Here is a 16,800-nt window from a genome sequence, read left to right on the forward strand (position 1 = left end):
CCTCGGCGGGCGTCACGAATCCTTCGGGCGCTCGCCAGCAGGTGCATTGGTCATCACCGGGCGCTCGCCCACTTCCAAAGTGACATCCATCCGCTCGCCGCTGCGCACGATAGTGAGAGGAAGGGAGGTGCCGGGCGGAATCGAGGCAATGTTGCTCATGGTAGCGCGGGCGTCAAGAACCGCCTGGCCGTCGATGGAGAGCAGGATGTCGCCCGGTTCCAGGCCGGCATTGGCCGCCGGCCCGCCGCTGACCACCCCTGCCACGATCACGCCCTGAGGAGTGCGTAGGCCAAACGAGGCGGCAAGCTCTCTGGAAAGCGCTTGTGCCTCGATACCCAGCCAGCCGCGAATCACCCGCCCCTGAGTTACCAGCTCATCGAGAATGCTGTGCGCCAGGTTGGCGGGAATGGCAAAGCCAATGCCTTGTGAGCCTCCAGAGCGCGAAAAGATGGCGGTATTGATGCCGACCAGGGCGCCGTCCGGATTGACCAGGGCGCCGCCCGAGTTGCCCGGGTTGATCGCTGCATCGGTCTGAATGAAGTCTTCGTAGGCATTCAGGCCAAGATGGCTGCGACCGGTGGCGCTGATGATGCCCATGGTCACTGTCTGGCCGACGCCGAACGGATTGCCGATCGCCAGGGCGACATCGCCCACGGCCACGTCGGCGGAGTCGGTCATCTCAATGACCGGAAGATCATCGAGGCGGATGCGCAGCACCGCCAGGTCGCTTTCCGGGTCGGTGCCGATCACTTCTGCCAGGGTTTCGCGGCCATCGCGCAGCGCTACCTGAATTTCATCGGCGCCGTTGATTACATGGTGGTTGGTCAGCACGTAGCCATCGTGGCTAACAATGACTCCCGAACCCAGGCTCGACAGCATGCGTTGATGCGTGGTGGCGTCGTCGCCGTTGAAGAACTGCTGGAAAAAGGGGTCCGACATCAGCGGATGCTGGTCGCGCTCGACAATACGCGATGAATAGATATTGACCACAGCGGGGGCTGCCTGGCTGACCGCATGGGCGTAACTTGCTGGCCCCTGATCCCGTGACAGGGGAGCGGCCTGGCGGATGTCCGGCGCGGGTCGGTTGCTTGACTGCTCGCTGGCGGTCACCAGCGGGGAGGCCGGTGGCTGTGACGATGAGGAAGGCGCGCTCGAAAACGGCGTGCTGGAAAACGGGTTGGAAAGCTTGTCTGGAAAGATGAAGAGCAGCAGGGCAGCCAGCAGCACCCCGGTCAAAACAGGCCATAGATAGGGCAGCACAAAGCGGTGCATGCAAGTGTTCCTCAGCGGGTAGCGGTCTTGATGAACGTGAGGTTCGCGATCATACGAAACGAGTTTTACTATGGCATCATGGTAACACTTTATAGTGTCGTTCCTCACGACCCCTGTACGAATCATTAAAGGAGCCTTTGTGACTCATCGCGACCAGATAGTAGCCGCCTGTGATCATCAGTTGCGCGCCGCTACCTTCAAGGATTACACCATCAATGGGCTGCAAGTGGCCGGACGTGAGCAGGTCAAGCGCGTGATGAGCGGTGTTACCGCAAGCCAGGCACTGCTCGATGAGGCGGTAGCCTGGCAAGCCGATATGGTACTGGTCCATCACGGTTATTTCTGGAAAAACGAGCCGGTTGCCATCACCGGCATGAAGCACCGGCGCATCAAGACGTTGATCGATCACGATATCAACCTGCTGGCTTATCATCTGCCGCTGGATGCGCACAGTGAAATGGGCAACAACGCCGAACTCGCCCGGCACCTGGGCTGGAAGGTGGAAGGTTGCCTGGATGGCGAGCTGGGCGACGGCTTGCTATGGTCAGGGCGCTTGCCGCAGCGCCAGAGCCTGGCCGTGCTCGGCGAACAGATCGGTCTTACCCTGACGCGTACGCCGCTGTTGATCGAGGCGCCGGGTGTTGGTGATATCGAGCGGATTGCCTGGTGCACCGGCGGGGCGCAGGACATGATTACCACGGCGTTTGAGGCGGGTGCTCAGGCGTTTGTCTCCGGTGAAATTTCCGAGCGCACCACGCACCTGGCTCGTGAGCTGGGAATTCACTACATCGCTGCCGGGCATCATGCCACGGAGCGCTATGGCGTGCAGGCATTGGGGGAATGGCTTGCTGATGAGTACGCGATCGAACATCGCTTTGTCGATATAGATAACCCCGCCTGACCCAAGGGTGGCGGGGCTGAGCTGCGCTTGATCGAGGCGAGTCTGACTCAGTAGCGCGGCGGCTGTGGCGCGCTGGTACTGCTCTCTTTGAGGCCGAAGTTTTCCGATAGCGTGCCGTTCTTGCCGTCCGCGTAATCACGAGGAGTGGCCAGGGCGCTTTCGCCTTCAGGTGAAGAGGCGTCTGGCGCGGCAGGCTGGGTCGCCGCCTGGCGCGCTTTCAGTGCAGCCGGAGTATTGCTGCCCAGGTGCCACTCCTTCACCTCCTCGGTGATCTGCTTCTCGAGCTGGTCGGCTTCGGCACGAATGCTGTCCAGGCGCTCGAAGACGCCGGTCAGATGGCCTCCCATGCCCTTTTTCAGTTCGGCAATCTGATGTTCTCGTTCCAATAGCGTTTGACGCAAGGAGGCATTTTGGCGCTCTCCCTTGCTAAACAGACGATAGCATCCCAAACCGATGACGAAGCCGATAAGTATGCCAATGATGGCAAAGGTATAAGGCGAGCTTGCTTCCACAGTTTTCTCCCTGACACTTGGTGCGCCCCGCTACCCGCGGGCAAACGGTTTGCGAACGAATCAATCTGCATTATAGGCGTCGATTGGTTGGTCAGGTCAATCCAACCATGCGCTTAGCGTGTGTGCAGCGTATAATCTCCCCTTTTTGAAAGGCGTTTGACCGCATCGTCAACGCCGCGCAAGACGCTTTGGAGCAAGCACATGCCAGCTACTTCTGCAGACCAAAAGGTGGGTCAGACATCGCGGCCGACCCCCCTGGAGCGCTACCGGGCTGACCTCTCGAGGGAAGACTTTCAGTACGATGCCGCCCAGGAAATGGCGGTCAAGCACTTGCAGCGCCTTTACGATGATTTGATCAAGGCGCCCACCACCGTGCCCAAGGCGGTGATTGCCAGCGGTGGATTCAAGGCCAGGATGGCAGGACTGTTCGGCAAGTCCTCCTCCTCGAACGAACCTGCGCTGCCTCAGGTGCAGGGGCTCTATTTCTGGGGCGGGGTAGGGCGCGGCAAGACCTACCTGGTGGATACCTTCTTTGAAGCGCTGCCGTTTCCTGAAAAGATGCGTACCCACTTTCACCGTTTCATGCAGCGGGTGCATAACGAACTGACCCACTACAAGGGAGAGAAGAACCCGCTTGCCCTGATTGCCGGCAAGTTTGCCTCCGAGGCGCGGGTGATCTGCTTCGACGAGTTTTTCGTCAAGGATATTACCGATGCCATGATTCTGGCGACGCTGCTCGAGGCGCTGTTCGAGCGGGGCGTGGTGCTCGTGGCTACCTCGAACATCGTGCCGGATGACCTTTACAAGGATGGTCTTCAGCGGGCACGCTTTCTTCCCGCCATTGATCTGGTCAAGCGTCACTGCGAGGTGGTCAACGTCGATTCAGGTGTCGATTACCGGCTGCGAGCCCTGGAGCGGGCAGAAATATTTCACTCGCCGCTGGACGACGCAGCCGAGCAGGAGCTTTCGCGCAGCTTTCGCGAGATCGCCGGCGGGGAGGGGGAGGCCGACGCACCGCTGGAGATCAATCATCGCGTGCTGAAAACACGCCGCCTGCACGAGAACGTCGCCTGGTTCGAGTTTCTCGAACTCTGCGACGGCCCGCGCAGTCAGAACGACTACATCGAACTTGCGCGTGGCTTCAACACCGTCCTGGTATCCAATGTCAAGCGTATGGAAGCTCGGCACGATGACCAGGCGCGGCGCTTCATCAACATGGTCGATGAGTTCTACGATCGCGGAGTAAAGCTTCTCATGTCTGCCGAAGTGCCGGTGGAAGCGCTCTATACTGACGGCAAGCTTACCTTCGAGTTCCAGCGTACGCTGTCGCGCCTTCAGGAAATGCAGTCGCGGGAGTACCTGGCGCTACCGCACAAGCCCTGAACATCTGCAGGAGCATGGCAAGAAAAAGTCTCCAGGGGCTTAACTTGTCCGGTGGCTTGCTGTAGAATGCCGCCTCGCTACACGTTGCCGGGTTGTACCGGCAACCAAAAAAAATAGGGACGGCGCTTCACCGCCTGGCGGTGTGAGTCGCCCAACACACTTAATCTGGTGATTTCATCCATGAAGACGTTCAGTGCTAAGCCGCAGTCCGTCCAGCGCGACTGGTATGTTGTCGATGCTACGGACAAGACGCTCGGTCGTCTGGCAACCGAAATTGCTCGCCGCCTGCGTGGCAAGCATAAGCCCGAATTTACTCCTCACGTTGATACCGGCGACTACATCGTTGTCATCAATGCCGAGAAAGTCAAGGTGACTGGCAACAAGGCAGCGGCCAAGACCTATTACCGCCATACCGGTTATCCGGGCGGTCTGCGCTCCATGACATTCGACAAGATGCTCGACCATGCGCCTGAGCGTATCATCGAGTTCGCCGTTAAAGGCATGCTGCCGAAAGGCCCTCTGGGTCGCGCCATGTATACCAAGTTGAAAGTGTACGCCGGTGCCGAGCATCCGCATGCTGCCCAGCAGCCGCTTGAACTGAACATCTGAGGAAATCTTCGCCATGACACAGCAGTATTACGGTACCGGGCGCCGCAAGACTTCCACCGCTCGCGTGTTTATGAAGCCGGGCTCTGGCAAAATTACCGTCAACGACAAGGACCTCGATCTCTACTTCGGTCGTGTGACGGGTCGTATGGTGGTTCGTCAGCCGCTTGAACTGACTGAAACACTGAACCAGTTCGACATCTACGTCACCGTTGCCGGTGGCGGCGGCTCCTCACAGGCAGGCGCCATTCGTCACGGTATCACTCGTGCCCTGATGAACTACAACGAAGACCTGCGTTCCACGCTGCGTGCCGCTGGCTACGTAACGCGTGACGCCCGTCAGGTCGAGCGTAAGAAAGTCGGCCTGCGTAAAGCACGTCGTCGTCCGCAGTTCTCCAAGCGTTAATTTTTCAACGCTATGCGGCAAAGCGCCCAGGCCACCGGCCTGGGCGTTTTTTATTGTGCTTCTCTGTATAGTTTGAATGCCCTGCAGGCGTATACCGCGGTAGTACGAAGCAGGCGTCCGTTCGGCACGCCTTTTAAAGTGGTTGACTTGATGCAGCGCATCCGCAAACGCATGACCAAGTGCTACCATGGGCGCGGCGTTTTCTTGGATGGGAGAGGTTCTACATGGCTGAACACGGCATTAACAAGGCCCGGCGCCGTTTTCTCGTAGGCGCTACTTCCGTCATGGGAGCGGTCGGTATGGCCGGAGTGGCGGTGCCGTTTGTCGCTGCATGGAGACCAAGTGCACGCGCACGCGCGGCCGGCGCCTCGGTTCAGGCCGATATATCCAAGCTGCGTCCCGGCCAGCGAATGACCGTCGAATGGCGGGGAAGACCTGTCTGGATCATTCGCCGAACGCCGGAAATGATTGCCCGTACCCAGGCGGTTTCGCCCACCGCTCTGGCCGACCCTGATTCCCGTCAGCCACAGCAACCGGAGTACGCCCAAGGGGGGCTTCGTTCACGTAGACCCGATATTGGTGTTTTGATCGGCCTGTGTACCCATTTTGGCTGTTCGCCCTTGTATCGGCCTGAACCCGGTGCCGCCGAGGCAAGAGGTGGTGACTGGCCCGGCGGCTTTTACTGCCCGTGCCACAGTTCACGCTTTGATCTGGCCGGGCGCGTGTATACCAACATGCCGGCGCCGACCAATCTTGAGGTGCCTCCTTATCGCTTCCTGAGCGAGGCGATTATCGAAGTCGGTGAAGACGGGGAGCCTGGCTGATGGGAGCGCCGAAGCGGGAAGAAAAGCAGAGCTGGCTGGAGGCGCGCTTCCCGGCACGCAGACTATGGCGAGATCATCTGGCCAATTACCATGTGCCCAGGAATCTGAACATCTGGTATCTGTTTGGTTCGCTGGCGCTGCTGATGCTGGTCAACCAGGTGCTTACCGGCATCTGGCTCACCATGAGCTATGACCCCTCGGCCGAGGGAGCGTTTGCCTCCATCGAGTACATCATGCGCGATGTGGAGTGGGGGTGGCTGATTCGCTACCTGCATACCACGGGTGCGTCGGCGCTATTTATCGTCATGTACCTGCACATGTTTCGAGGGCTTCTGTATGGCTCCTACAAGGCGCCCCGCGAGCTTGTGTGGCTGTTCGGCATGGCGCTTTATCTGGCGTTGATGGCAGAGGCTTTCATGGGGTATCTGTTGCCCTGGGGGCAAATGTCCTACTGGGGTGCGCAGGTCATTACCTCGCTGTTTTCGGCCATACCGGGTATCGGCCCGGGGCTTGCCGAGTGGGTGCGTGGCGACTATCTGGTATCGGGTGTCACCCTGAACCGCTTTTTTGCACTGCATGTCATTGCCCTCCCGCTGGTGATCCTGATGCTGGTGGTGCTGCATATCATGGCGCTGCACGAGGTGGGGTCAAACAACCCCGAAGGTATCGAGATCCGTCAGCATGTCGATGCCGAAGGCAGGCCGCTGGATGGCATTCCGTTTCACCCGTACTATACGCTCAAGGATCTGGTCGGCGTGGCGGTCTTTCTGTTCGTGTTCTGTGGCGTAGTCTTCTATTTTCCCGAAGGGGGCGGCTTCTTCATCGAGGCGCCCAATTACGCGCCAGCCGACCCGTTTACCACGCCCGAGCATATTGCGCCGGTGTGGTACTTCACGCCTTTCTACGCCATCTTGCGTGCGGTCAATTTTTCCCTGTTCGGGCTGGAGGCGCGCTTTCTTGGCGTGGTGTTCATGGCAGGCGCGATTGCCGCGCTGTTTGTGCTGCCCTGGCTTGATCGTAGCCCGGCGCGCTCCATGCGCTACAAGGGGTGGGTTTCGAAAGTCATGCTTGGGGTATTTGTCCTGAGCTTCATGGCACTGGGGGTGCTGGGCATACTGCCGTCGACGCCTCTGCGCACACATCTGGCGCAGCTGTTTACGGCGACCTATTTCGCCTACTTCCTGCTGATGCCGTTTTATACCCGCTGGGAGAAGGCCAGGCCCGTGCCGCAAAGGATAGCTAGCCCATGAGCCGATGGATGCTGATACTCTGGCTGTTGATGATGCCGTTGGCGGCGCTGGCGGATGCGTCGCGTTCGATGCCGCCGGACCTGGGCGATCAGGCATCGCTTCAGCGCGGCCTCAAGCTCTATGTTAACTACTGCCTGGGGTGTCATACGCTCGAATACCAGCGCTTCTCGCGCACGGCGGCAGATCTGGACATTCCTCAGGCGCTCATGGAAGAGCAGTTGATGTTCTCTCCCGTTCAGGCGTTTGACGACCCCATGACCAACGCATTGACAGGTGAAGCCGCACAGCAGTGGTGGGGTGTCGAGCCGCCGGATTTGACGCTGGCTGCCAAGCGTCACGGCGCCGAGTGGATCTCCGCCTACCTGCTGGGGTTTTACCAAGACACAGACCGGCCGCTCGGGGTCAATAACACGGTCGTTGAATCGGTGGCCATGCCCAATGTACTCGAACCCCTTCAAGGTGTTCAGAAGCTGGGCTGTCCGCCGGGCGCCTCCCGTGTGCTGAGCAGGCCCGAGAATTGTCGCGAGCTTGTCCTTGCGCAACCCGGCACGTTGTCGCCTGACGAGTTCGAGCAGGTGGTCGGCGATATCAGCAATTTTCTCGCCTATGTCAGCGAGCCATCCCGGCTGAAAGCGCGGGCTATAGCGCCCGGGGTCATGGTGTTCTTGTTTGTGTTTGGCGTAATGGCGTATCTGCTCAAGCGTGAGTACTGGCGAGACGTGCGTTAGCCAAATGATGATGAAATGTCCGGCAGCCGCGCTGCCGTGCGCCTGCTGTTGAGCGGTAACCCTAAACAGGCTGCCTTACCATAAGGGAGCCATGGCGTGTTATTATCCATAATTGTTTTGATGCGAGGATGCTTTCATGGGTGTTGTGGCCAAGCGGTCGTCGATGATTTTTTACTCCGGTAGTGATGATCATTTCAGTCATCGTGTGCGCATTGTTCTGGCTGAAAAGGGGGTTGCTGTTGATATCGTCGATGTGAACGAAGAACAGCCGCCAGAAGATCTGGCAGACCTCAACCCGTATAACAGCGTTCCTACGCTGCTCGATCGTGATCTGGTGCTATATGAATCCAAGGTCATGATGGAATACCTGGATGAGCGTTTCCCCCATCCGCCGCTGTTGCCGGTCTACCCGGTTGCCCGCGCGCAGAGCAGGCTGTGGATGCACCGCATCGAGCGTGAATGGTGCCCCATGGTGGATCTGATTCGCAGCGGCGGGAAGAAAGAGGCCGAGAAGGCGCGCAAGGAGCTGCGTGAAAGTCTGATCGGTATTTCGCCCATCTTCGAAGACATGCCGTTCTTCATGAGCGAAGAATTCACCCTCGTGGACTGCTGTCTTGCGCCTATCCTCTGGCGCTTGCCAGAGCTTAATATCGAGCTGCCCGAAAAGCAGGTCAAGCCGCTTTTGAGCTACATGTCACGGGTGTTTGAGCGTGAAGCGTTCAAGGCGTCCTTGAACGAGCGTGAAAAAGAGATGCGTGCTTGAATTTACTGACCCCGCCCCCTGTGGGCGGGTCTCACTAGTCAGGAGGAGGGGGTTTTATGAAATCGAGCCGTCCCTATCTTGCCCGAGCGCTCTACGAGTGGTTGCTGGATAACGAATTGACGCCCTATCTGGTCGTGGATGCGACTCAGCCGGGGGTAGAGGTGCCGCGCCAGTTTGTTCAGAACGGTCAGATCGTTCTGAACGTGGCGCCAACCGCCGTGCGTGATTTGTTCATGGAGAATCAGGCCATCGGTTTCAATGCGCGCTTTGGTGGTCAGCCGATGCAGGTGATGGTGCCGATACCTGCCCTGATTGCCATCTATGCGCGTGAAAACGGAGTGGGCATGGTGTTTGGCCACGAGCCGGAGTTGAGTGAAGAAGGCGACGACGAGGCGCTGCTTGAAGAGGTGAGTGATACATCTTCAAGGCCAGAGCTTTCGGTGACCGAGCCGGTGCCGGAAGAGGAGCTGAGTGACGAGGCCGAGCCTCCTCGGGATGCCAAGAAACCCAAGAAAAAGCCTACACTTCGCGTCGTCAAGTAATCCAGCGATGGGTAGTGCATTAAAAAAACCTCGCACGGGTCACCGTGCGAGGTTTTTTTACACCAGACGCATGGTCAATCGATATATTCGAACACCTTGACGATGCGCTGAATGCCGCCTACCGAGGAGGCCGCATTCACGATGCGGTCAGCCTCTTCGTGAGTGACCATGCCCATCAGGTAGACGCTGGCGTTTTCAGTGGTGACCTTGAGCTTTGACGAGTCGATGCGATCATTGGTGGCAAGCGTGCTGACCACGTTGGTAGTGAGCCAGGTGTCGGTCAGGCGCTGGCTTGCCGGAAGCCGAGCGGCAATGGTCAGCTCGTTGTGCACCTGGTTGACGCCACGCAGATTGCGAGCCACATCGCCTGCCTTGGTGCGTAGCTCTTCGCTAGGCACCTGGCCGACCAGCAGCAGCGCGCCGTTGTAGCTGTGAGCGCGAATGCGGGCATCGCCAAGGCGGGCGTCGGCGCGGTCAAGGGCGCGCTGGGCTTCGCGCTCGATGGTGGCATCCACCGCCTGAACGTCGTCGCTGCGCTGGCCATAATTGGAAGGGTTGGAAGCGGTGTTGGTCGCGCAGCCACTGATTAACGCAGCGGTGAGCAGGGTAGCCGCTACAAGGGCACGGGAAGAAAAGCGCAGGGCCATGTCGAATGACTCCTTATCCGATAAAAGTAGAGACGAGTGCGTTTGATCAGGCAGTGCCGCCAAACAGCTGTTCATCAATTAGATCGCACAGGCAGTGAATGATCAGCAGGTGGACTTCCTGAATCCGGGCGGTCGAGGTGGCCGGTACGCGTATTTCACAGTCGTCCTGGCCTAACAGGGAGGCCATGTTGCCACCATCGCGCCCGGTCAGGGCGACTACTGCCATTTCACGGTCGTGGGCGGCTTGGATGGCCTGCACGATGTTGGCCGAGTTGCCGCTGGTCGAGATCGCCAGCAGGATGTCGCCCGGTTGGCCTAGCGCGCGGATCTGCTTGGAGAACACTTCATTGTAGCTGTAGTCGTTGGCAATCGAGGTCAGCGTCGAGGTGTCGGTGGTCAAGGCGAGGGCCGGCAGGCTTGGCCGCTCGCGCTCGAATCGGTTGAGCAGCTCCGAGGAGAAGTGCTGACTGTCACCGGCGCTGCCGCCATTGCCGCAGGCAAGGATCTTGCCTTCGCTGACCAGGCACTGGACCATCATCTGGCTGGCAACTTCGATAAACGGTGGCAGCACTTCGCTGGCATAGGTCTTGGTGTCGATGCTTGCGTTGAAGTGATCAAGAATGCGTGCTTGAAAGTCCATCAGGGCTTCCTGGTTAAAATAGAATCAATAGGCATCGAACGCCGCTTTCTCCCACTGAAACTCGAGATCCGGCGGCGTGCCGGTAATGGCAAGGATATCAAAGCGGCACGGAGATGTAAGGCCGTATCTGCCAATATACAGCGTGGCAGCCCGCACCAGACGCTTTCGCTTTGTCGGGGTGATGGTTTCCAGCGGGTGTCCGTGCTGGGTGGTAACGCGGTGCTTGACCTCGACAAACACCAGCGTTTCTCCATCGCGCATCACCAGGTCCAGCTCGCCGCCCTTTACGTGGTGATTCTGGGTGACCAGCATCAACCCCCGTGCTTGCAGCCACCTTGCAGCTAGCTGCTCGATGGCTGCACCGCGCTTGCGCGCCGTCTGGGCGTTATGGGTCACGTTTACTGGCCGGGGATCAGAATGGGGGTAGGTGTTCCGTTCTGGAACCTGGCCCAGGGCAGCTCGCGGTAGATGCGGCCATCGCCGGTCAGAAAGAGGGTGCCGGTGCTGCCCTGCATGCCGTTGAGCGCGGCAATGTCGGTCAAGTGTGTGGCGATCTCGTAGGCATCGACCCCCATGGCCATGAGGCGGAACATGGAGGCATCGGACTCTTCGCGCAGGCGCTGGTAGGTGGCGTAGAAGGGCAGGACTTCTTCACCGCCCACGGCGGCATCCGGGATCTGCCAGGGAATGTCGACAAACATGACATCGTCGAGATCCTGGTCGCGACGGGTTTGCAGACGGCCTTCATGCAGATGCGAGGTGGCATAGATCGGAAGGTTGGGGGCGTAGAAATAGTCCATGGTGGGCGGTACCTGGCGTGCGTAGTCCGGCAGGGCCAGCAGGAACAAGGCATCGATATTGCCAAGCTGGGCGCGCTCACCGCTCACATTCAGGGCCGTCTTGACCGCATTGGAAACCGAGCTTTCCGGGTTGTAGCGTACGGCGTTGGTAATCTCGCCGCCCTGGCGGTGCCACTCGTTCCAGAATGCCTCGCCCACGCGGCGACCCCAGTCGTTGTCAGGCACCATCATCGACATCTGGCGATGGCCGTCCTGGTAGGCACGGCGGGCGGCCTGGCGGGCTTCGTCCTCTGCAGAAAGGCCATACTGGAACAGGCGGGCGGCATTGTTCTGCTCGCCGCTTCCATAGTTGAGCGCAAGGGTAGGCAGCGGTACGCTGTCGCGCTGCTCGAGCTGTGTCACCTGATCCTTGGCAAGCGGGCCAATGATCAACTGGGCGTTCATCTGTTCGGCGCGCTGGTAAAGCTCGTCAATGGAGTACTGCGAGGCGTCCAGAAAGCTAAGTTCGACGTTGTCGCCAATGATGTCATGATGGCGACGCATGGCGGTTGCCAGCGTGTTGGCCACGCTGCTCAGGGGGCCGGATTCCGGCAGGGCCACGACGATACGGCGGATCGGCTGGCCTTCCAGGCCTGGCAGCGCCAGAAGCTCGGGGTCGCCTTCATCCAGAGCATTGCGCGCCCAGCGTTGGCGCTCTTCCAGCGTTTCGCGCTGGTCATTCTGCATGGGCAGGTCATCGTTCAATACCTGTGTTGCCCGCAGCACGGCACGCGGGTCGTCCATGGCCCTCGCAAGCTCCGAGAACAGCAGGGCCCAGCGGACGCGGTCGCCTTCGGAGAGGCGCGCCACATCAACATTGCCCGCTGCTTCAAACGCGTTATCCCGCTGGCCTTGCTGAGCCAGAATGCCGGCGGCTTCCAGGCGGGTCTTGGCGGCTTGGTCCGGGGCCTGCTGCTCTGCCTGGCTCAGCAGACGGCCGGCGTCTCGGTCATCGCCGCGGTCGACTACGCTGGGCGACTGCATCGCACAGCCGGACATCAGAAGTACGGTGAGGGCAGTGGCGAATACGCCACGCAGAGAGTGTTTCATGTATCCTTCCTTAGTTTTCATTTGCGCTGCCGCCGCTGGTCAGCGTTTCGTTGTCCTGGCACAAGCATAGCGCACCGTCAGAGCAAGCCACCAACAAATCGGGAGTCATGATGACACACCACAATCCGGGCACATTGTACGTGGTTGCCACCCCAATTGGGAATTTGGACGATCTCACGCCGCGTGCTGCTCGGGTATTAGCCGAGGTGTCGCGCATTGCGGCCGAAGATACACGTCACAGTGCGCGTCTTCTGGCGCATCTGGGGGTCAGTACGCCCATGCTTTCGCTGCACGAGCACAACGAGGCGCGCCGTGTGGATACCCTGGATGGCTATCTGGCCGCAGGCGAGAGTATCGCACTCATCAGCGATGCCGGTACGCCGCTGATCAGCGACCCGGGGTTCGTGCTGGTGCGTGAGCTGCGCGCACGTGGACGCCGTATCGTGCCCGTCCCTGGTGCCTGTGCGCTGGTCGCGGCGCTTTGCAGTGCAGGGCTGCCCACCGACCGGTTCGTGTTCGGTGGTTTTCTGCCGGCCAAGCCTGGCGCGCGGCGCCAGGCGCTGGAGGCGTGGAGTACGCGAGAAGAGACGCTGGTGTTCTACGAGTCCCCGCATCGCATCATGCATACGCTCGACGCCTTGAACGAGTGCTTTCCCGAGCGCGCGGTGGTGCTGGCCCGCGAGTTGACCAAGACCTTCGAAACCTTCTTGCAGGGCACGCCCGATGCACTGATTGCCCAGCTGACGCAGGATCCCAATCAGGCGCGTGGCGAATTCGTGGTCATGGTGGCTGGCGCTGCGCCCGTCACCGAGCGTGAGCACCAGGATATAAGCGCCGATGAGCTGATGAAAGCCCTGCTGGATGAAGGAGTAGGTGTCAAGCAAGGGGCGGCGGTCGTGGCGCGAATGCTGGGTGGGCGCAAGCAGGAGTGGTACGCCAGATTGCAGGCATTGAAAACCGAGCATTGAGGCAAAGCAAGGGCGCTGGTATGCTTGCCGCCGGAGTTGGCCAGACAGTCGCCGCTTGCCCGTCTTCAGGATGGGCAGGGGGAGGAAAGTCCGGGCTCCATAGGGCAGAGTGCCAGGTAACGCCTGGGCGGCGCAAGCCGACGGAAAGTGCAGCAGAGAGTAGACCGCCTAAGCCTTTTGACTTAAACCTCGAAGGGCCGGTAAGGGTGAAAGGGTGCGGTAAGAGCGCACCGCGCGCCTGGCAACAGTGCGTGGCATGGTAAACCCCACTCGGAGCAAGACCAAATAGGGACCCGTTGGCGTGGCCCGCGCTGGGTCCGGGTAGGTTGCTTGAGCGCGTTGGCGACAGCGCGCCTAGAGGAATGACTGTCCACGACAGAACCCGGCTTATCGGCCGACTCCCCATTTCCATGAAGGGGCTCGCACCGGCGTGCCCCTCTAATTTTTGTGTGAGAGTACCATGCCTTCTCCTGACGCTGACCAGGTCGTTTCCCCGTTTCACCACACCAGCGTATTACTGGAAGGGGCTGTCGATACCCTTGTACACGACAAGAGCGGCATTTATCTGGACGGCACCTTCGGACGGGGTGGTCATTCACGGCTGATTCTTTCCCGCCTGAATGATCAAGGCCGGCTGATGGCCATGGATCGCGATCCGCAGGCGATTGCGGCTGCCGCCGAGATTGATGATGCTCGGTTCCAGATTACCCAGCGCGAATTTGCCCACTTGGCCGACTACGCCCGTGAGCAGGGTGTCTACGGCAAGCTTGCCGGCGTGCTGCTGGATATCGGCGTATCCTCTCCTCAACTGGATGACCCCGAACGCGGCTTCAGCTTCATGCGCAACGGCCCGCTGGACATGCGCATGGACCCGACCCAGGGCGAAAGCGCGGCTGAGTTCCTGGCCCGTGCCAAAGAAGCCGATATTGCACATGTCTTCAAGGCCTACGGTGAAGAGCGTTACGCCAAGCGCCTAGCGCGCGCCGTGGTTGAGCGGCGTGTCGAGAGGCCCTTTACTCATACGGTCGATTTGGCCGAAGTGCTGAAAGCGGCACATCCGGCCTGGGAAAAAGGGCGTCATCCAGCCACCAAGGCGTTTCAGGGGCTGCGAATTTACCTCAACGGCGAACTTGATCAGCTTGACGCTGCCTTAGATGCAGCGCTCGAGGCGCTGGCGCCCGGCGGCCATCTGGTGATCATCAGCTTTCATTCGCTGGAAGACCGCCGCGTGAAGCGCTTTGTTCGTCATCACGTTCGCGGCGACACCCATCTTCCCCGCGGTGTGCCGATTCGTGATGATCAGTTAAATCGGCGTCTCGAGGCCCTCGGTAAAGGCATACGTCCAAGTGATGAAGAGGTGGCTGGCAACCCACGTGCGCGGAGCGCCGTTATGCGAGCTGCCCGTAAACGGGTATAACCATGAGCATGGAACGCATTGAGCGTTGGGTGTCAACGCTACGCACCGAATGGCCTTTCAAGCTTCGCCTGCGCGCGTGGCCAATCGTCATTAGCCTGCTGTTTCTGACCTGTATCGTCAGCGGTCTGGCCATTGTCATCATTACTCACATGACCCGCGTGCAGTATGCTCAGCTCCAGCAGCTCGAGCAGGAAAAAAACCAGCTGCAGACCGAGTGGGGCCAACTGCTTCTGGAAGAGGGGGCCTGGTCGACCCCGGCCCGTATCGAACAGATTTCCACTGAGCGCCTGGATATGCGCATTCCCGATGTTCATGATGTCGAGGTGATCAGGCCATGAGAAGCGAGCGTCGGGGAGGGATGTCCCGTCAGGCACCCGTGGCGCCACCGCTGGGTAGCGGCCGCTTTCTGTTCATCCTGATCATCGTGGGACTCGCCTGCGTGACCCTGATGGGGCGCATCACGCTGCTGCAGGTGATTGATCGCCCGTTTCTGCAAAGCCAGGGCGACGCGCGCACCCTGCGCCACGAAGCCATTCCGGCCCACCGTGGCATGATTACCGACCGCAACGGCGAGCCGCTGGCGATCTCGACGCCGGTCGTGACGCTATGGGCCAACCCGCAAGAACTGCCTACCGACGGCATCCAGCTTTTCATGCTGGCCCAGGCGCTGGGCATGACGCCGGACGATTTCGCCGCGCGTATCGAGCGCTACAGCGGGCGCGAGTTCATGTATCTACGCCGTCAGATGACGCCGGAAGCCGCGCAGCGCATTCTTGATCTGCGCACGCCTGGCGTTTACCCCCAGCGCGAGTACAAGCGCTACTATCCGGCCGGCGAGGTGGCCGCCCAACTGTTGGGCGTCACCAACGTCGATGATGTCGGACAAGAGGGGCTTGAGCTCTCTTATCAGCCGTATCTGGCAGGCCACCCCGGTCAGCGCCGGGTCATCAAGGACCGCCGTGGCCGGCTGGTGCGCGAGCTTGGCATCATGCGTGATGCCCAGCCCGGGGGGGATCTGGCCCTGTCGATCGACCAGCGCATTCAGTACATGGCCTACCGTGAGCTGCGTGCCGCAGTGGCCAAGAATGAAGCCGACGGAGGCGTGCTGGTGATGATGGATGCGCGCACCGGTGAGGTGCTCGCCATGGCCAATCTGCCCTCTTACAACCCCAACAATCGTACCGGGCTCGACCCGCGCGGCCTGCGCAACCAGGCGCTGGTCGATGTGTTCGAGCCGGGGTCTGTCATGAAACCGCTGGCCATGGCGGCCATTCTGGAAAGTGGCATCGTCGATCGAAATGCAATTGTGGATACTTCGCCGGGCTGGATGCGGTTGGATCAGTTCACCATACGTGACTTTCGCAACTACGGGGAGCTAGATCTGCCAGGTATTCTCGAGCATTCATCGAATGTAGGAATGTCCCGCCTGGCGCTTCGTTTGAGCGATACGGCGATCTGGGAAAAGTATAATCAGCTGGGTCTTGGGCAGGCACCGGGTACCGGTTTTCCAGGTGAGGCAAACGGAAGTCTGCCAGCGCCTGTGCGCTGGTCACGCAGCGAACGGGCAACGCTTTCCTACGGGTATGGTTTGTCGGTTACCGCTGTGCAGCTGGCAGGTGCGTACACGGCGCTGGCTAATAATGGCGTACGCCTGCCGCCTTCCCTGCTGCGTCTCTCCGAGCCACCTCAAGGCGTGCAGGCCATAGATCCAACCGTTGCCAACGATCTGCTACATATTCTTGAAACGTCAGTTGGAGCCTATACCGGTGGCCGGCGCGCTCAGGTAGAAGGGTATCGTGTAGGCGGAAAGACGGGTACGGTTCGTAAAATAGGTCAGCAAGGCTATACCACCGACGCCTACAGAAGTGTTTTTGCTGGTATAGCGCCAATTTCCGATCCGCGCATTGTTACAGTTGTAATGATTGATCACCCCAAGGCAGGCGAGTTTTATGGAGGGGCCGTAGCGGCGCCAGTTTTCTCTAGTGTAACGGGGAATGCTCTACGTTTGCTGGATGTGCCCCCCGATCTTGAGGTCGACGACGAATAGCATGA

Annotated in this window: 19 protein-coding genes and 1 other RNA gene; 14 read left to right on the top strand and 6 right to left on the bottom strand. The window is 59.9% G+C overall.

Features of this window, described 5'->3' with window-relative positions; translation table 11 throughout:
- Positions 1-12: 12 nt before the first annotated feature.
- Complete coding sequence (locus HW452_RS03890; RefSeq protein WP_224104790.1) at positions 13-1,272, bottom strand: Do family serine endopeptidase; 1,260 nt, start codon at positions 1,270-1,272, stop codon at positions 13-15.
- Between the two features lie 139 nt (positions 1,273-1,411).
- Here HW452_RS03890 and HW452_RS03895 point away from each other — a divergent pair, with 139 nt between their 5' ends.
- Positions 1,412-2,173: a Nif3-like dinuclear metal center hexameric protein gene (locus HW452_RS03895; protein WP_224104791.1), complete on the top strand. Its 762-nt coding sequence runs from the start codon at positions 1,412-1,414 to the stop codon at positions 2,171-2,173.
- A 47-nt stretch (positions 2,174-2,220) separates the two neighbouring features.
- On the opposite strand, the gene HW452_RS03900 is transcribed toward HW452_RS03895, so the two are convergent.
- Positions 2,221-2,685: a ZapG family protein gene (locus tag HW452_RS03900; protein WP_224104792.1), complete on the bottom strand. Its 465-nt coding sequence runs from the start codon at positions 2,683-2,685 to the stop codon at positions 2,221-2,223.
- A 201-nt stretch (positions 2,686-2,886) separates the two neighbouring features.
- Here HW452_RS03900 and zapE point away from each other — a divergent pair, with 201 nt between their 5' ends.
- The 8 genes from zapE (at position 2,887) to HW452_RS03940 (ending at position 9,187) form a co-directional block, all read left to right on the top strand.
- A complete protein-coding gene (gene zapE / locus HW452_RS03905) occupies positions 2,887-4,068 on the top strand; it encodes a cell division protein ZapE (RefSeq protein ID WP_224104793.1) in 1,182 nt (393 codons plus the stop codon).
- A 180-nt stretch (positions 4,069-4,248) separates the two neighbouring features.
- Entirely contained in the window at positions 4,249-4,677 is a 429-nt protein-coding gene (gene rplM / locus HW452_RS03910; RefSeq protein ID WP_224104794.1) for a 50S ribosomal protein L13, read from the top strand.
- Between the two features lie 13 nt (positions 4,678-4,690).
- The gene (rpsI, locus tag HW452_RS03915) at positions 4,691-5,080 is read left to right on the top strand and encodes a 30S ribosomal protein S9 (protein ID WP_224104795.1); all 390 of its coding nucleotides are present in this window, start codon (positions 4,691-4,693) and stop codon (positions 5,078-5,080) included.
- A gap of 224 nt (positions 5,081-5,304) precedes the next feature.
- Entirely contained in the window at positions 5,305-5,904 is a 600-nt protein-coding gene (gene petA, locus HW452_RS03920; RefSeq protein WP_224104796.1) for a ubiquinol-cytochrome c reductase iron-sulfur subunit, read from the top strand.
- On the top strand, positions 5,904-7,154 hold the full coding sequence (locus HW452_RS03925) for a cytochrome b (RefSeq protein ID WP_224104797.1): 1,251 nt from the start codon (positions 5,904-5,906) through the stop codon (positions 7,152-7,154). Before petA ends, HW452_RS03925 begins: the two co-directional genes overlap by 1 nt.
- Positions 7,151-7,882, top strand: coding sequence for a cytochrome c1 (locus tag HW452_RS03930; RefSeq protein WP_224104798.1), 732 nt, complete (start codon positions 7,151-7,153; stop codon positions 7,880-7,882). Before HW452_RS03925 ends, HW452_RS03930 begins: the two co-directional genes overlap by 4 nt.
- A 136-nt stretch (positions 7,883-8,018) precedes the next feature.
- Positions 8,019-8,645, top strand: coding sequence for a stringent starvation protein SspA (gene sspA, locus HW452_RS03935; protein WP_106373120.1), 627 nt, complete (start codon positions 8,019-8,021; stop codon positions 8,643-8,645).
- 56 nt (positions 8,646-8,701) lie between these two features.
- A complete protein-coding gene (locus HW452_RS03940; protein ID WP_224104799.1) occupies positions 8,702-9,187 on the top strand; it encodes a ClpXP protease specificity-enhancing factor in 486 nt (161 codons plus the stop codon).
- Between the two features lie 74 nt (positions 9,188-9,261).
- On the opposite strand, the gene HW452_RS03945 is transcribed toward HW452_RS03940, so the two are convergent.
- The 4 genes from HW452_RS03945 to HW452_RS03960 are packed head-to-tail and all read right to left on the bottom strand — an operon-like array spanning position 9,262 to position 12,363.
- Positions 9,262-9,834: a BON domain-containing protein gene (locus tag HW452_RS03945; protein WP_224104800.1), complete on the bottom strand. Its 573-nt coding sequence runs from the start codon at positions 9,832-9,834 to the stop codon at positions 9,262-9,264.
- Positions 9,835-9,880: 46 nt separating this feature from the next.
- On the bottom strand, positions 9,881-10,474 hold the full coding sequence (locus HW452_RS03950; RefSeq protein WP_224104801.1) for a phosphoheptose isomerase: 594 nt from the start codon (positions 10,472-10,474) through the stop codon (positions 9,881-9,883).
- Between the two features lie 24 nt (positions 10,475-10,498).
- A complete protein-coding gene (locus tag HW452_RS03955) occupies positions 10,499-10,870 on the bottom strand; it encodes a YraN family protein (protein WP_224104802.1) in 372 nt (123 codons plus the stop codon).
- 2 nt (positions 10,871-10,872) lie between these two features.
- Entirely contained in the window at positions 10,873-12,363 is a 1,491-nt protein-coding gene (locus HW452_RS03960; RefSeq protein ID WP_224104803.1) for a penicillin-binding protein activator, read from the bottom strand.
- A gap of 110 nt (positions 12,364-12,473) precedes the next feature.
- Here HW452_RS03960 and rsmI point away from each other — a divergent pair, with 110 nt between their 5' ends.
- The 5 genes from rsmI (at position 12,474) to HW452_RS03985 (ending at position 16,795) form a co-directional block, all read left to right on the top strand.
- Positions 12,474-13,331 carry a 16S rRNA (cytidine(1402)-2'-O)-methyltransferase gene (gene rsmI / locus HW452_RS03965; RefSeq protein ID WP_224104804.1) on the top strand — a complete coding sequence of 286 codons (858 nt, stop codon included), beginning with the start codon at positions 12,474-12,476 and terminating at the stop codon, positions 13,329-13,331.
- A 32-nt stretch (positions 13,332-13,363) separates the two neighbouring features.
- Positions 13,364-13,737, top strand: an RNA gene (gene rnpB, locus HW452_RS03970) — RNase P RNA component class A.
- A 54-nt stretch (positions 13,738-13,791) separates the two neighbouring features.
- The gene (rsmH, locus tag HW452_RS03975; RefSeq protein ID WP_224104805.1) at positions 13,792-14,748 is read left to right on the top strand and encodes a 16S rRNA (cytosine(1402)-N(4))-methyltransferase RsmH; all 957 of its coding nucleotides are present in this window, start codon (positions 13,792-13,794) and stop codon (positions 14,746-14,748) included.
- Between the two features lie 2 nt (positions 14,749-14,750).
- The gene (gene ftsL / locus HW452_RS03980; protein WP_224104806.1) at positions 14,751-15,086 is read left to right on the top strand and encodes a cell division protein FtsL; all 336 of its coding nucleotides are present in this window, start codon (positions 14,751-14,753) and stop codon (positions 15,084-15,086) included.
- The gene (locus HW452_RS03985) at positions 15,083-16,795 is read left to right on the top strand and encodes a peptidoglycan D,D-transpeptidase FtsI family protein (RefSeq protein ID WP_224104807.1); all 1,713 of its coding nucleotides are present in this window, start codon (positions 15,083-15,085) and stop codon (positions 16,793-16,795) included. Before ftsL ends, HW452_RS03985 begins: the two co-directional genes overlap by 4 nt.
- The last annotated feature ends 5 nt before the right edge of the window (positions 16,796-16,800 follow it).

The organism is Vreelandella aquamarina, assembly GCF_020075495.1.
Classification (GTDB): Bacteria; Pseudomonadota; Gammaproteobacteria; order Pseudomonadales; family Halomonadaceae; genus Vreelandella; species Vreelandella aquamarina_A.